14 protein-coding genes are annotated in these 13304 nt (G+C 46.2%); 3 read left to right on the top strand and 11 right to left on the bottom strand.

The genetic code is table 11. The features are described 5' to 3' along the window. Positions 1-366: 366 nt before the first annotated feature. Positions 367-1341, bottom strand: a complete 975-nt coding sequence (locus tag KPC83_RS03890; protein WP_253200860.1) for an NAD(P)/FAD-dependent oxidoreductase — start codon at positions 1339-1341, stop codon at positions 367-369. Between the two features lie 88 nt (positions 1342-1429). Between KPC83_RS03890 and KPC83_RS03885 the strand changes: the two genes are divergently transcribed. Then, positions 1430-2686, top strand: coding sequence for a glycosyltransferase (locus KPC83_RS03885; protein WP_216277973.1), 1257 nt, complete (start codon positions 1430-1432; stop codon positions 2684-2686). A gap of 58 nt (positions 2687-2744) precedes the next feature. On the opposite strand, the gene dut is transcribed toward KPC83_RS03885, so the two are convergent. From dut to KPC83_RS03870, 3 genes are all read right to left on the bottom strand, one after another. Further along, entirely contained in the window at positions 2745-3188 is a 444-nt protein-coding gene (gene dut, locus KPC83_RS03880) for a dUTP diphosphatase (RefSeq protein WP_216277972.1), read from the bottom strand. A 2-nt stretch (positions 3189-3190) separates the two neighbouring features. After that, positions 3191-3634 (bottom strand): transcriptional regulator NrdR, encoded by a 444-nt coding sequence (nrdR, locus tag KPC83_RS03875; RefSeq protein WP_216277971.1) that lies wholly within the window; start codon positions 3632-3634, stop codon positions 3191-3193. 62 nt (positions 3635-3696) lie between these two features. Further along, entirely contained in the window at positions 3697-4179 is a 483-nt protein-coding gene (locus KPC83_RS03870) for a LysM peptidoglycan-binding domain-containing protein (protein WP_216277970.1), read from the bottom strand. A 162-nt stretch (positions 4180-4341) separates the two neighbouring features. Between KPC83_RS03870 and lexA the strand changes: the two genes are divergently transcribed. Further along, the gene (lexA, locus tag KPC83_RS03865) at positions 4342-4977 is read left to right on the top strand and encodes a transcriptional repressor LexA (RefSeq protein ID WP_216277969.1); all 636 of its coding nucleotides are present in this window, start codon (positions 4342-4344) and stop codon (positions 4975-4977) included. A 16-nt stretch (positions 4978-4993) separates the two neighbouring features. Continuing rightward, the gene (locus KPC83_RS03860) at positions 4994-5764 is read left to right on the top strand and encodes a heparan-alpha-glucosaminide N-acetyltransferase (protein WP_216277968.1); all 771 of its coding nucleotides are present in this window, start codon (positions 4994-4996) and stop codon (positions 5762-5764) included. On the opposite strand, the gene hflX is transcribed toward KPC83_RS03860, so the two are convergent. The 7 genes from hflX to KPC83_RS03825 form a co-directional block, all read right to left on the bottom strand. Next, positions 5740-7047 (bottom strand): GTPase HflX, encoded by a 1308-nt coding sequence (gene hflX, locus KPC83_RS03855; protein ID WP_216277967.1) that lies wholly within the window; start codon positions 7045-7047, stop codon positions 5740-5742. The two genes, KPC83_RS03860 and hflX, sit on opposite strands and share 25 nt — an antisense overlap. Then, on the bottom strand, positions 7034-7972 hold the full coding sequence (miaA, locus tag KPC83_RS03850; RefSeq protein ID WP_216277966.1) for a tRNA (adenosine(37)-N6)-dimethylallyltransferase MiaA: 939 nt from the start codon (positions 7970-7972) through the stop codon (positions 7034-7036). Before miaA ends, hflX begins: the two co-directional genes overlap by 14 nt. Next, positions 7969-9330 (bottom strand): tRNA (N6-isopentenyl adenosine(37)-C2)-methylthiotransferase MiaB, encoded by a 1362-nt coding sequence (gene miaB / locus KPC83_RS03845; protein WP_216277965.1) that lies wholly within the window; start codon positions 9328-9330, stop codon positions 7969-7971. Before miaB ends, miaA begins: the two co-directional genes overlap by 4 nt. A 2-nt stretch (positions 9331-9332) precedes the next feature. Next, on the bottom strand, positions 9333-9656 hold the full coding sequence (locus KPC83_RS03840) for a stage V sporulation protein S (RefSeq protein ID WP_216277964.1): 324 nt from the start codon (positions 9654-9656) through the stop codon (positions 9333-9335). 86 nt (positions 9657-9742) lie between these two features. Further along, positions 9743-10819 carry an ATP-binding protein gene (locus KPC83_RS03835; protein WP_216277963.1) on the bottom strand — a complete coding sequence of 359 codons (1077 nt, stop codon included), beginning with the start codon at positions 10817-10819 and terminating at the stop codon, positions 9743-9745. Between the two features lie 5 nt (positions 10820-10824). Further along, positions 10825-12375: a ribonuclease Y gene (gene rny, locus KPC83_RS03830; protein ID WP_216277962.1), complete on the bottom strand. Its 1551-nt coding sequence runs from the start codon at positions 12373-12375 to the stop codon at positions 10825-10827. A 231-nt stretch (positions 12376-12606) separates the two neighbouring features. Further along, positions 12607-13299, bottom strand: coding sequence for a regulatory protein RecX (locus KPC83_RS03825; protein ID WP_216277961.1), 693 nt, complete (start codon positions 13297-13299; stop codon positions 12607-12609). Between the last annotated feature and the right edge of the window lie 5 nt (positions 13300-13304).

The raw sequence follows: 13304 nt of genomic DNA, 5'->3' as shown, positions 1-13304 counted from the left end.
GCATTAAGCTGACCTGTTATCAATTTGCTGTCTATGACACATGTATAGTCTATCGATGCAGCCTGTCGATTTCACGTGAGCGATATTGTTTATAGATTATGAATGAGCAGATGTTGTCTATCGGTTGTTCGCGAGTCGTGCAGCGGCACGTAGGGGAGTCTGACCCCTAGCATTTGAGTAAGAGCTTAACTTACAAAAGTTCCTATCTAATTTCATTACTTTACATAAGATATATTATCGTAAATATATGAATGACGGGACATATAATAAAGGGCGCTGTGTGATTTTGTTTTCACTAGCGCCCTTAGAAGCTCGTATGTAGCGTATATTAATTGCCCACATTACCTATATACACGCAATATGATGTTAGTTGAGCAGACCATGCTCTTCCAAATAATGATATGCCGTTGTAGCTGCCTGTGCACCGTCAGCCGCTGCAGTAATAACTTGGCGCAGGCTCTTGGTTCTCATGTCACCGGCGCAGTACAAGCCAGGTGTTTGTGTATTCATCAGTTCATCGGTTATAACACCACCATCGGCTGCTCGTTCTACAAAATCAGCAACCAAATCGGCACGTGGTATATAGCCGGTTGCAACAAAAATACCAAATGAACCTTCATCAAAGTTTTCAACACTGAGCTCACCGCTTGCGTTGTTCTTAAAGGTAATGGAGTTAAGGAGTCCAGCGCCCCCTACTTCAACAATACTAGTTTGGTACCTTACTTTAATATTATCCTGAGCTAATACCCGCTGTACCATTCCACGCGGTGCCCTAAATACATCACGGCGAACAACCATCGTGACGGATTTTGCTATGCGCGCAAGATACAAGGCCTCTTCACACGCGGTATTACCACCACCAATAACAAAAATATCTTTACCGCGATAGAACATGCCGTCGCAGGTTGCACAATACGATACGCCACGCCCGCGATACGTGTCCTCCCCTACAAAACCACCTGGCCTTGGACTGGCACCCGTTGCCACAACAACAGCGGGTACCTCAATAGAGTTGGTATCAGTATGAATCAAAAAACGCCCGTTCTCGGTTCGCTCAAGTTTGGTTACCATGGCGTACTCTGTTGTAGCGCCAGCATGTTCTGCATGTTCTTGCATCTTCATACCAATTTCGGCTCCACTAATGAGTGGAATACCTGGGTAGTTATCAATTTCATCTGAAGTGGCAATTTGACCACCAGGCATTCCTTGCTCAAGAACCAAGGTTTTAAGACTGGCTCGCGCTGCATATAAGGCTCCTGCATAACCAGCCGGACCACCACCGATAATGGCTAAATCATACGTTGTTGATTGACTCATGGTTTTTCCTCCATTCATGTTCATATATGCACCTCATACCCATTTCTATACATGATAGGTTTCTCAATTACGCATACAATGGAAAGAACGTAGTGTCTCAAGGAGATTGTGAATGCCAGAATTGTTACCTGCGGGAGCGTCTCAATCAGCCGCAGCGCCTTTGATAACGATTATGCATGCCTCGGTGGGCTCTGGTCATAAGGCTGCAGCTCATGCGATTGCTGACGCGGTGAATTATCTTAAAGGTCGTGATGGCGTACCTGAGAATGCCGTTGTTGAAGTTATAGATATTCTTGATTTTGGTCGTATTCACTTTGACGGCAACAAGACCGCTGCATCGTTTACCGGTGCTGGACGTCCTATTTATGACATTCAATGGCGCTATACACTCACTGGGCGCGTTCTTTGGGGCGGCGGAACCGGTTGGTCAAAGGTGATGTTTCCCGCCTTTAATGAATATATTCGCGCTAAACAGCCCGTAGCAGTTATTTGTACGCATATTACGGCGGCAAATGTTGCTGTTGGCGCGCGCATGATTACAGGCATTGAATATCCAATAATTTGTGTACCCACTGACTACGAAGTTGAGGGCTGGTGGCCTCATAAAGAGACTGATTTGTTTTGTGTTGCTACAGAGTTTATGGCAGAGACACTTCGTCCGCGCAAGGTTGAGGCTGAGCGTATCAGGATAACGGGCATCCCTGTGCGCCATGGTTTTACCGAGCATGTTAATCGTGAGGCATGTCGCGATGTGTTTCAGCTGCCTCAGGACAAACAAATTGTGTTAATTATGGCAGGAGCTAGCTTGCCACAGCCCTACGTGCTATTTCGTGCGGCAATTGAGCAAACAATTCCCTATTTGCGCCGTCTTGATTCAATGCATTTTGTTTTTCTGCCAGGTCGTGATTATGAATATGCCCATAAGCTCAAAGCGCTGTTTAAGGGTATGAAGCTTGGCAACGTATCAGTTTTTGATTACGTTGATGATATGGCAACTCTAATGCAAAGCTCCGATTTGGCAATCCTCAAATCGGGCGGTCTCACCGTAACTGAGTGCTTATGCGCCGAGCTGCCTATGGTGTTGGTTGGCAAATCATATGGACAAGAAAAAGCAAACACAACACTTTTGACCTCATATGGTGCCAGTATGCATGCAACAACACCACATGAGTTGGTGAGCACCCTTGAGCGTCTGCATAATAACCCCGAAGCACTGCAAGCGCTTCTTACCAATGCACGCGCTCTTAGAAAACCCCATGCTGCACAAGATATTGTTCGAGCAACCATGGAGCTTGTTGGCATTAAACGTGACCGTGAAGTTCACTTTGTTGAGTTTTATTGGGGTGAAAAGCCTGCACACGTTCGCTAAGCTCGTATGCAGGCTTTATAGGGCGATGTGCTCTAAGGTACTAACGAGCTCATATAGCCTACGCGCTACCACTTGATCCAAAGCCGCCTGCGCCTCGGTCAGTTTGATCAAGTTCATCAAGCTCATGAATGGTGACAGCTGGAATTTCTTGAATTACCAGCTGAGCAATACGCTCACCAGCTTCAATTGTAATAACTTGGTCTGGATTAATGTTGACACAGATAACCTTGAGCTCGCCGCGATAATGTGCGTCAATAAGCCCAGGGGTATTTGCAATGGTAAGCCCGCGTTTTAATGCCATGCCACTGCGCGGGAGCACAAGTCCTGCATATCCATCAGGCAAAGCCATAGCAAGGCCAGTTGGAACGAGCACACGCTCAAAGGGTTTAATCTCGAGCGCATCAAGCGCGCGTAAATCAAAGCCAGCATCTGCACTATAGGCTTGAGCGGGTAACTCGGCTCGTTTATCGAGGCGTTGCATATATATAGTTACTGGTTTCATTACTACCTCAGCTTTCCCAACTCAGAAAGAAACTCATCAATATCTTTGAAATCGCGATACACCGAAGCAAAACGAATATAGGCCACCTTATCAAGTGTTTCCAAGCGCTTAAGAACCATATCGCCAATCTCATGAGAGCTTACCGTGGTGCGTGCATGGCTTTTGAGCTCTTGCTCAATGTCATCAATTAAAGCGTTAATCTGGTTAACATCAATATCACGCTTTGAGCTTGCGTGCATGATTCCTGCAAACAGTTTTGTTCGGTCAAAGGGCTGACGAACACCAGATGACTTAACCACCTCAAGCGGGTCTTCACAGCGCTCATAGGTTGTAAAACGTGTGTGGCACTTTCGGCACTCGCGACGACGTTTTATAGCGTTGGTGGAAGCTTGCATGCGTGAATCAATGACGCGGGTATTTTCATGACTACAACGAGGGCAGAGCACGTATCCTCCAAAACATTTTAAGAACTCTATAGAAGGAAGGATACCACGCAAGTAAGCCTAAACTATGACGATGCGGGAACTTGCAAGATCTGTCCGGGGGTAAGCCCTGCAATTGATAAATTATTAACCTCCATTAGAGTATATACAAGCTCGTTAGTACTCATATTGCGCGCCGGATGCTTTTGAGCAAGTGACCAGAGAGAATCTCCTGTCTGTACTTCAATGGTTGTATAGCGAATTGCTGCACGTGCCTCAGCAGTTGATGTTGCTTGCATATACACATACGCACCAAATGCAAACAAAAGTGAAGCACACACAAGAAGAGCTAGTACAACATGGGATACACGTGTCTTTGGCGCAGCGGATGGCTGAGTATCTTCTACTGCTTGAGGAGCGTGCTGAGCATCAAAAACCAATTGAAATGTATTTCCGGATGGTTGAAGTGAGTGCGCAACACCACCTTGATACACCTCAAAGTGCTGCTGAGGTTTCTCGTAGTTTAGGGCTAGCGCAAGATTACCTAGGCTTTGGTGAATATATGGCATATCTGCTCCTCTCAGTCATTGTTTGTCTACAGCTGTTATAACTCGGCGTCTGGACAAAAATAACTGGTATAAGAACGAATGTTCGTGTATGATTATGCTCGAACAAAAGTTCGCAGTCAACAAAAAATAGAACATTTGTTTGCTTAGTTGAAGGGAGTGTCCATGGCACGCAAGATTACCAAGCGCCAGCAACAGATTTATGACTACATTAAAGGCTATCAGCTTGAAAATGGTTATCCACCAAGTGTGCGCGAGATGGCTCAGGCCGTAGGACTCTCTTCCCCCTCGACCGTTCACGCGCATCTTCGTGCTTTAGAAGATCATGGACTCATTCTTCGAGATGCCTCTAAACCGCGCGCGCTTGAGGTATTTAACCAAGATGGAAGCTCAACTACAGCCATCTCCCCTCTTGACAGTAGAAGCTCAACCGTGGCGCTACCGCTGGTTGGTCGTGTTGCTGCGGGCATGCCAATTCTTGCTGAACAAAATATTGAGGATACCTTCACGCTTCCTACCGAGATTGCAACCGATAGCAGCTCGTTTATTTTGGAAGTCCATGGAAGTTCAATGATTAATGCAGGCATCTATAACGGTGACTATATTGTGGTTCGCGAACAGCATAGTGCTATGAATGGTGAAATTATTGTTGCTCTCATTGATGGCGAAGCAACTGTTAAAACGTTCTATAAAGAGCAAGGGCGTGTGCGTCTGCAACCAGAAAATGATGCAATGGAACCAATTTATGCGCAAAACCCAACAATTTTAGGCAAGGTTGTTGCCTTGATGCGTCGTCTCTAAACGAGAGCTTTGACCCATGCGCTTGCCAACCGCATACAAACACTCAGATGAGTCTTTAGCGGGGTCACGCATTCCGCTTATTGATAGCGTGCGCGGCATTACTATGCTTTCCATGCTTCTATTTCATACTGCCTATGACTTGGTATATATCTGTGGATATTCACTTCCCTTTTTTGAGAATCCTTATATTCAAGATGTTTGGCGCGCGAGTATTAGCTGGACCTTTTTACTTATAGCAGGCAGTATGGCTCTATGTTCACGAAATAATTTTAAGCGCGCTATTCGCTATGCCGCTGTGTCACTGCTTCTTTGGGTTGTAACCAGCATAGCAGCTCTTGATACACCCATATCATTTGGCATAATGTTCTGCATGGCGGCAAGCACGCTTATCATAGTGCCACTTGCACCCCTTATTAAAACCTTACGTCATAAACAAGCAGGAATTTGTTTTGTTGTAGTGCTTATTATATTTGCTTGCTGTTTGCCTATTCCGTATACATACTATGAAGTAGCCGGTCTTAGTTGGCTTGGATTTCCCGATGCATCATTTAGTTCAGGTGATTATTATCCGCTTATCCCATATAGTCTCATGTATGGAGCAGGTGCTCTTTTATGGCATGCACTACAAAAGCCCCTTACGACACATTTCCCAGAGATTCTAACTTTTAATCCGCTTCCATTTCTTGCTAAGCTGGGCACAAGAAGCCTTTTGATTTATGTTTTCCATCAGCCAATCATTTTTAGCGTCTGTATAGGTATGACTCACATTATTTTTGCTTCTTCCTGATAACCCTCAAGCACATGTTGGAGCTTTTTACCGCAACGTATTACTACATATATCCCCTCGGCTTGATACTCTTCTTGAAGTACATGAGCCTCACGATGTATTTGGTCGAGCAAGTTTGCTCTACTATACGGAATACGTATACTCATGAGCTTTTCATGTGTGCGCGCTTCAAGACTTAGCCGCTTTAAGAGCGTATCTATACCTCTTCCATCAAGCGCTGAGCAAGATATTGCATCAGGGTGAACAGCAGTAATATGGTCACGTTCTAACGAGTTGAGCGCATCTATTTTGTTATAGACCACAACACTTATATGCTCATCAGCGCCAATTTCTCTGAGCACGGATTGCACTGCTACGAGGTGTCGTTCAGCATCGACATCAGAAGCATCTACCACAATCAGAATAAGATCTGCCGATAACACTTCTGATAAAGTTGAGCGGAAGGACTCGACGAGCTTATGTGGTAGCTTTTGAATAAACCCAACGGTATCAGTTATGGTAATACGACGATTTCCCGGTAATACGAGTGTGCGTGTTGTTGCATCAAGTGTTGCAAACAATTTATCTTCTGCAAGAACCTGTGCATTAGTAAGACGATTTAGCAGACTGGATTTACCAGCGTTGGTATATCCCGCAAGCGCAACTCGAAAAATATCCGACCCAAGCCGCTTTTGAGCCTGTACCCTACGCCGGCGCTCAAGCTCCTTTAACTGGCGCTGTAAAGCAGAAATTCTATCGCGCACTAAGCGTCGGTCTATCTCAAGCTGACTCTCACCTTGTCCAAAACGAGAACAAATACCACCACGACTTTGTTCATTTGCTAAATGGCTCCACATACCGCGCAAACGTGGAAGCAAGTATTGCAATTGAGCAAGTTGAACCTGCAGCCGACCTTCCCGCGTAACAGCATGTCTGCCAAATATGTCTAAAATCAAGGCAGTACGATCAATTACCTTAACAGGCTCACCAAGCGCCTTTTCAATATGAGATTGCTGGGCAGGGCTTAAATCATCATCAAAAATAACAACATCAATTGATAGTCTATCAATCTTATGCTTGAGTTCTTCGAGCTTGCCCGATCCAATAAAGGAGCGCGGGTGTGGATGAACAAGCCTTTGACTTAGATGTGAGATTACCTCAACCCCTGCCGTATCAGCTAGGCGCGCAAGCTCTTCAAGGGAGCGGTTGAGCGGCCAAGTTGCATAAGGTGTCTCAATACCCATAAGAAGAGCCCGCTCAGGCTTCAACGCGGTTTCAATCAGTTTGGTATTAGTTTGCTTCATGCGCAGCCTGCCAGTGCCTGAGGATTAAAGAACATGCCTCATCAAGGGTGAGCGTATCCATATCAAGCCATATAAAGCGTTTATCACTTCGACACCACGAGAGTTGTCGCTTTGCATAGCGACGTGAACGCTGTTTAATGAGGGCAATTGCCTCATGAAGCTTAGATTGTCCTTCTCGCCACGCAATTAATTCTTTATAGCCAATTGCCTGCTGTGCAGTTAAGGCATGGGCATAGCCATCCCCTATCAAGACATCAACCTCATCAACAAGTCCCTGCTCAATCATTGCGTCAACCCGTGCATCAATGCGCGCATATAGCTTTTCGCGATTACAGGTCAGTGCAAACCAGAGCGTGGGATAATATGACTGAGGTTGTTGGAAGCCTTGAGATTGTTGCGCATATGAAAGCCCTTGCTCATACAGCTCCAAAGCACGAATGGTACGCACAACATTATGTTCATGAATAAGAGCCGCACTTGCTGGATCAAGAGCTGCTAGGCGTTCATGGAGTGCGTGGGCACCAAGCTCTTGCGCCTCTGCCTGAAGACGCAAGCGTGTTGCACTCTCAAGCTCGCCATGTGCAAATTGCATTACATCGAGTGCTGCGCGTAAATATAAGCCCGTACCACCACAAAGAATGGGCACGCGTTTTTCAGTAAGGGCACGTTCAATACATACGCGAGCATCGCGTTGGAACAATGCAGCTGAATAAGCAGTCCCTGGAGAAACAATGTCAACCATTTCAAGCGGAACAAGACGCGTCTCAATTGGTGTTTTTGCGGTGCCAATATCCATACCACGATAGATTTGCATGGCATCTGCAGAGATAACCGAGCTGCCCATGTGAGCAGCAACTCGATCAGCAAGTGCTGACTTGCCAACAGCCGTAGGTCCACACAGGGCAATGACCGGCAACTGACTCATCGAGGAAGACCCTGTGCAGTACCTGCCAGATAAAAGGTTCGCGAAGTATCAACTTGAACGTCAAGTATTTTGCCAACACAGTCTTTCACATGTAGACCCTCAGGAATCGGACAAATAACGGTTTGATTCCAAGGGCTTTTACCTTGGAGTTTATTTGGATCCTTTTTAGAGGGGCCTTCAATGAGAGATGGAACACACTCATGAAGGAAGTTTTGATTGTAGGCATATGCCGTATGCTCAATGACATGAACCAGCCGGTTAAAGCGGTCAAGAATCTCTTCACGTGTTGTTGAATCTTCAATCTCGGCTGCAGGTGTGCCTTCACGTTTTGAATAGATAAAGGTAAAGGCTTGCGAGTAGGCAACGCGCTCGGCAAGGCTGAGGGTCTCAAGGAAGTCCTCTTCGGTTTCTCCGGGAAAACCAACAATGATATCCGTGGTAAGTGCGATACGCGGTATGCGTGCACGAACCTGATCGATTACATCGATATAGTGTTCACGGGTATATCGCCGATTCATGAGTTTTAACACGCGACTCGATCCAGACTGAACAGCAAGATGCAAATGAGGAACAACTGCATCAACCTCAGCCATAGCATCGATAGTTTCTGGAAGTAAATCCTTTGGATGCGAGGAGGTGAAGCTAATGCGCTCGATTCCGGTATCACCCACATGTCTCAACAGCTCAGCGAAGCGTGGCTTGCCATATATATTACGCCCATACGAGTTAACGTTTTGACCCAAGAGGGTAATCTCACGCACACCTTTACGTGCCAAAATACGCACCTCGTCAAGAATCTCCTCCATAGGGCGACTCTTTTCGCGACCACGTACGTATGGAACAATGCAATAGCTACAGAAATTATTGCACCCAGTCATGATAGGAACCCATGCATGGTAATTGCTTGCCCGATGCCATGGCATGCTCGTTGCACCATGTTCCTCATCTTCGTTGGTGAGAATCTGGCGTTCACCCTTTTCAAAAGCTGCAGCCAAGAGTTCACCGACATGAGCAATTGCGTGCGTACCAAAAATAACGTCAACATTATCAACGTTAGTTAAAAGACCCTCTCCATCGCGCTGTGCAATACAGCCTCCCACGGCAATAACGCGCTTGCCGCTGGGAGGTGCAGGTAAACTCTTACACGAGTTGCACTGACCATAGAGGCGCGTATCAGCAGCTTCACGGACGCAACATGTCATAAAGACCACAATGTCGGCATGCTCTAAATCTTGAGCTTCAAAAGCACCTAAGGAATCTAAAAGTCCGCTTACACGCTCAGAGTCGTGTAGATTCATCTGGCATCCAAAGGTTTTGATGCAATAGGTTTTACCTGTAAGGATTTCTAATTGGGGCATTGTTATCCTACCTGTTGAGCCTGATCATCTGATATGAGGGATGAATCAAGACCAGAGACAGAAAGCTTGTGTACATAGACTGCAAGTTTAATAGCTGTGCGCATCTCTCCGTTAATAAGGATGTCAGAAAAAACAGGCGCACACGAGATATCAAATCCAATAGGAATAAGAAAACCTCGTGCAATGGCTATAGATTTAATTGCCTGATTAACTGCACCGGCACCAACACATTGCATATTAACCGGAACGCCATCTTTGACCATACCGGCAATCGCGCCCGCAACCGATGCGGGGGATGATTTAGAAGAGATCTTAAGGAACTCCACGGGTTCTCCTGCGTTTGAGCTATTTTTAATAGCGCTACTGTACCCCATAGCACGTCATTCAGCAAGTTCAAACTATGAGGCTTGCGCTATTCCTCGTGCGAAATATCAAAGCTGACGGTGATTTTTCCTCGTGTAACACGAATACGCGGCTCACCATTAAGCGATAGATAATATCGCTCGGCTAAACTTAAAAAATCACGTTCAAGCGCGCGGGAGAAGGATGCTAAATCATCCTTTGCAATTTTTAAGCCCCGCCGATCTTGTAGTAGGTCAAGTTCTCGCATCTGTTCTGGGTCACGCTGGCGCAAAAGACGGGCTGAGACTGACTTTAAGGGTGGCATTTGCTGAGCCAAAATACGATGGGCAGTTCGTTCAGAAAGCGTGAGGCCTAAGCTACTAGCAATCTCGATAAACTCCTGCGCATCAGAACTCATACCCAAGCGTTCAATAATAGGCAGATCATGTGGGTCATCAATAAAAAGCAAACGGCTTGCATCTAAGTGAGAACTTGCATGAGCAAATAAAGTAGCTGCAATTTCTGTTGGTGTGCCGAGGTATACATCACAGGCGTGCAGTTCTTCTAACGCAAACTCACAGACCGTGCGAATGATATTGTGTGGACCTTTTGCGCAGGTCCACACACCATCAACTTTATGCGCTTGTGGCCAGCTTGACTGGTCAGCGCGCTCAGGCAAATGCTCGGTATCAATGAGCACTTCAAAGACCGAGCCGCCATCAACCATACTGTTCACAACGCGAGCTTGTTCGGTATTTTGTCGAATTGAAAACAGAGCCATGCCGCGTCCATGCACGCCCCAGCGATCCATCTTCATGCTTTCTAATTTTGAGGTTACGCGAGCATCGAAGATTCGCTCATGAAGATGTTCGGGCACACCATTACCATTATCAAGAAAGAGCAGCGTGCGCCGCTGCCCCTCCTTGGTACTTACAACATATATAGCTTGAGCCCCAGCGTCGCGTGCGTTGCGTAACATCTCAATAACGATATCTTCAACGTGCTGGATATCGTGTTGAGCTTGGCGACGCTCTGCCTCAGAAATACGCAAACGAACAAAGCCTTCACCAAGGTTTTCTTCAACACGAAGATTGCCTTCACCTGACATTGACGCGATGAAGTCTATCAGTTCATTTGAGTCGCTCATATGGGTTATTTTGCGATATCAGTGGCACGGCTTTCGCGGATAACCACCACACGAACCTGTCCGGGATACTCCATCTCATCTTCAATCTGGCGAGCAATATCATGCGCAAGAACTGCCGAATCTGCATCAGAGATTTTATCAGGCTGAACCATAACATGAACTTCGCGACCTGCTTGCATAGCATAGGTTCGATCAACGCCATCATGCGAGTTAGCAATAAACTCAAGCTTCTCTAGGCGTTTAATATAGTTTTCCGCCGATTCACGACGAGCTCCTGGGCGAGAAGCTGAGATGGCATCTGCTGCTTGAACCAAAATATCCAAAACGGTATTTGGTTCGATGTCACCATGGTGTGCTTCAATGGCATGAACAATATGCGGCTTTTCACCATAGCGGCGACAGAGCTCAGCACCGATAACAGCATGTGGTCCTTCAACCTCGTGGTCAATTGCTTTACCAAGGTCGTGAAGAAGACCTGCCCGCTTAGCAGCGTGGATGTCAACCTTAAGCTCAGTTGCCATAATAGCGGCAAGTTCAGCGACTTCCATTGAATGGCGTAAAACGTTTTGACCGTAGGACGTACGATAACGTAGCGCTCCAAGCGTTTTAATAATTTCAGGGTGAAGATCATGTATACCGCAATCAAAAGCAGCTTGCTCACCGGCTTCTTGCACGCGCTCAGCTACTAAAGAGGCAGCTTTTTGATACATCTCTTCAATTCGTGCAGGGTGAATACGACCATCAGCAATGAGGTTTTCAAGTGCAACTCGTGCGGTCTCACGCCGCACCGGATCAAAGCTTGATAATACAACTGTTTCTGGCGTGTCATCAATAACGAGATTAACTCCAGAAATCTGCTCAAAGGTACGAATGTTGCGACCCTCACGTCCAATAATGCGACCCTTTAGGTCATCTGAGGGAATATGCACTGATGTAACCGTGAGCTCAGCAGTATGATCTGATGCCGTACGCTGAATAGCAATTGAAATAATCTCTTGCGCAGTCTTTTGAACTTCAGCGCGCACGCGCTGCTCTGACTCACGAATAATTGTAGCTGCCTTATGCGTTACTTCTGAGCGAACGGTATCAAGTAGCTCACGATGCGCTTCATCACGCGAAAGCTCGGCAATACGTTCAAGTTCACTCAGCTGCTTGGTATAGAGTTGGTCAATCTCTTGCGCTTTGCGGTCAAGTGAACCTTGTTGTGCTGAAAGCTGATGTTCACGTTTATCGAGAGCAGAGTTGCGTCTATCAAGCGTCTCTTCTCGCTGCATAACACGCTGCTCAAGGGTGTGAATTTCATGCTTGCGCTGACGGTTTTCTTCCTCAGCAGCTTGGCGATTCTTAAGAATCTCCTCTTTTGCCTCAAGTAAGGCCTCTTTTTTGAGTGTGTCTGCTTGGCGTTGTGCGTCATGCACTACCTGTTCAGCTTCCGATTGAGCGGCCTGTACCTTAAGGTCTGCTTCACGAATGCTTCCGGTTTTAGCACTGCGCATGACAATCACCGCGACACCTGCACCTACCAAAAGGCAGATGAGGCCAATCACGATTTCCATGACGAGTCTCCTTCAAAGTTCATACGTAACAGGAAACACCCGCCCGAAGGCAGGTGTTGCATTTGCTTATGTGTCAGCATCTAAGAAACAAGATGCCAAGAGACGGTATCAATCTCATCGATGATGAGCACAAAGAATCAAACAAATGACCTTATTATCCTAGCTAGCTGGGGGGATTTTGTCAAACTATAGGTATTGAGCTACAAGATGCTAACTGCGGCTTTAAGCTTCTTATATCAAATCTTCATGCTCTGTATCTTGCTCGTTTAAATACCGTCCTACTATATCCTTTGCAAGTGCATAGCTAAATCCTTTTGAAATAAGAAAACGTAGCAGCTTTTCATAGGCACGCAGTGAGGGAATTGACTTTTTTCTGAGAAGACTATAAGCACGTTCATAATCATCTTCTTGAGAGAAAAAGACCTCAGGATATCCCGGTATATCTTCAATTGAAATACCTCGACGTCTAAGTTCAAGCTCAATTTTGAGCTGTCCTAATCCCTGTCGCTTACGCGACTCTATAAAAAAGCTTGCAAAACGTATATCGTTCAAAAAGCCAAGTTCAACTGCTCGCTCAATGCTGCGCTCAATTTCTGTGTCTCGAAAACCATAGCCACACAACTTCTGGCGAATTTCTTGTGTGGCATAGTCACGACGCGAGAGCATCTCCCCTATCATTTGAAGTGCAACTTTGGTTTCAAGGGCATACAGCTCTTGAAACCCCGCCTCAAGTTCTTGTGGTAGCTCTAAACCTTCTTCTACCAATTGCCTACCTACACGCACAGGAATTTTGAGCTCACGTTCACTCGAATCATCGAGCTCAAAGATAAGACGCGCACGGGGTTTTGAATGAGAAAACCCACTATAGTGCGCGCGCTCGTCTTTAGTTGGGAAAAAGACCTGAAACCGAACGAGTTGAAGCACGTTTC

The organism is Collinsella sp. zg1085, from assembly GCF_018889955.1.
Classification (GTDB): domain Bacteria; phylum Actinomycetota; class Coriobacteriia; order Coriobacteriales; family Coriobacteriaceae; genus Collinsella.
This window is presented reverse-complemented; position numbering and strand designations above follow the sequence as displayed.

Coding starts and splice junctions, on each gene's coding strand:
- KPC83_RS03890 (WP_253200860.1), bottom strand. CDS start 1,341: ATGAACATGAATGGAGGAAAAACCATGAGTCAATCAACAACGTATGAT.
- KPC83_RS03885 (WP_216277973.1), top strand. CDS start 1,430: ATGCCAGAATTGTTACCTGCGGGAGCGTCTCAATCAGCCGCAGCGCCT.
- dut (WP_216277972.1), bottom strand. CDS start 3,188: ATGAAACCAGTAACTATATATATGCAACGCCTCGATAAACGAGCCGAG.
- KPC83_RS03870 (WP_216277970.1), bottom strand. CDS start 4,179: ATGCCATATATTCACCAAAGCCTAGGTAATCTTGCGCTAGCCCTAAAC.
- lexA (WP_216277969.1), top strand. CDS start 4,342: ATGGCACGCAAGATTACCAAGCGCCAGCAACAGATTTATGACTACATT.
- KPC83_RS03860 (WP_216277968.1), top strand. CDS start 4,994: ATGCGCTTGCCAACCGCATACAAACACTCAGATGAGTCTTTAGCGGGG.
- hflX (WP_216277967.1), bottom strand. CDS start 7,047: ATGAAGCAAACTAATACCAAACTGATTGAAACCGCGTTGAAGCCTGAG.
- miaA (WP_216277966.1), bottom strand. CDS start 7,972: ATGAGTCAGTTGCCGGTCATTGCCCTGTGTGGACCTACGGCTGTTGGC.
- miaB (WP_216277965.1), bottom strand. CDS start 9,330: ATGCCCCAATTAGAAATCCTTACAGGTAAAACCTATTGCATCAAAACC.
- KPC83_RS03835 (WP_216277963.1), bottom strand. CDS start 10,819: ATGAGCGACTCAAATGAACTGATAGACTTCATCGCGTCAATGTCAGGT.
- rny (WP_216277962.1), bottom strand. CDS start 12,375: ATGGAAATCGTGATTGGCCTCATCTGCCTTTTGGTAGGTGCAGGTGTC.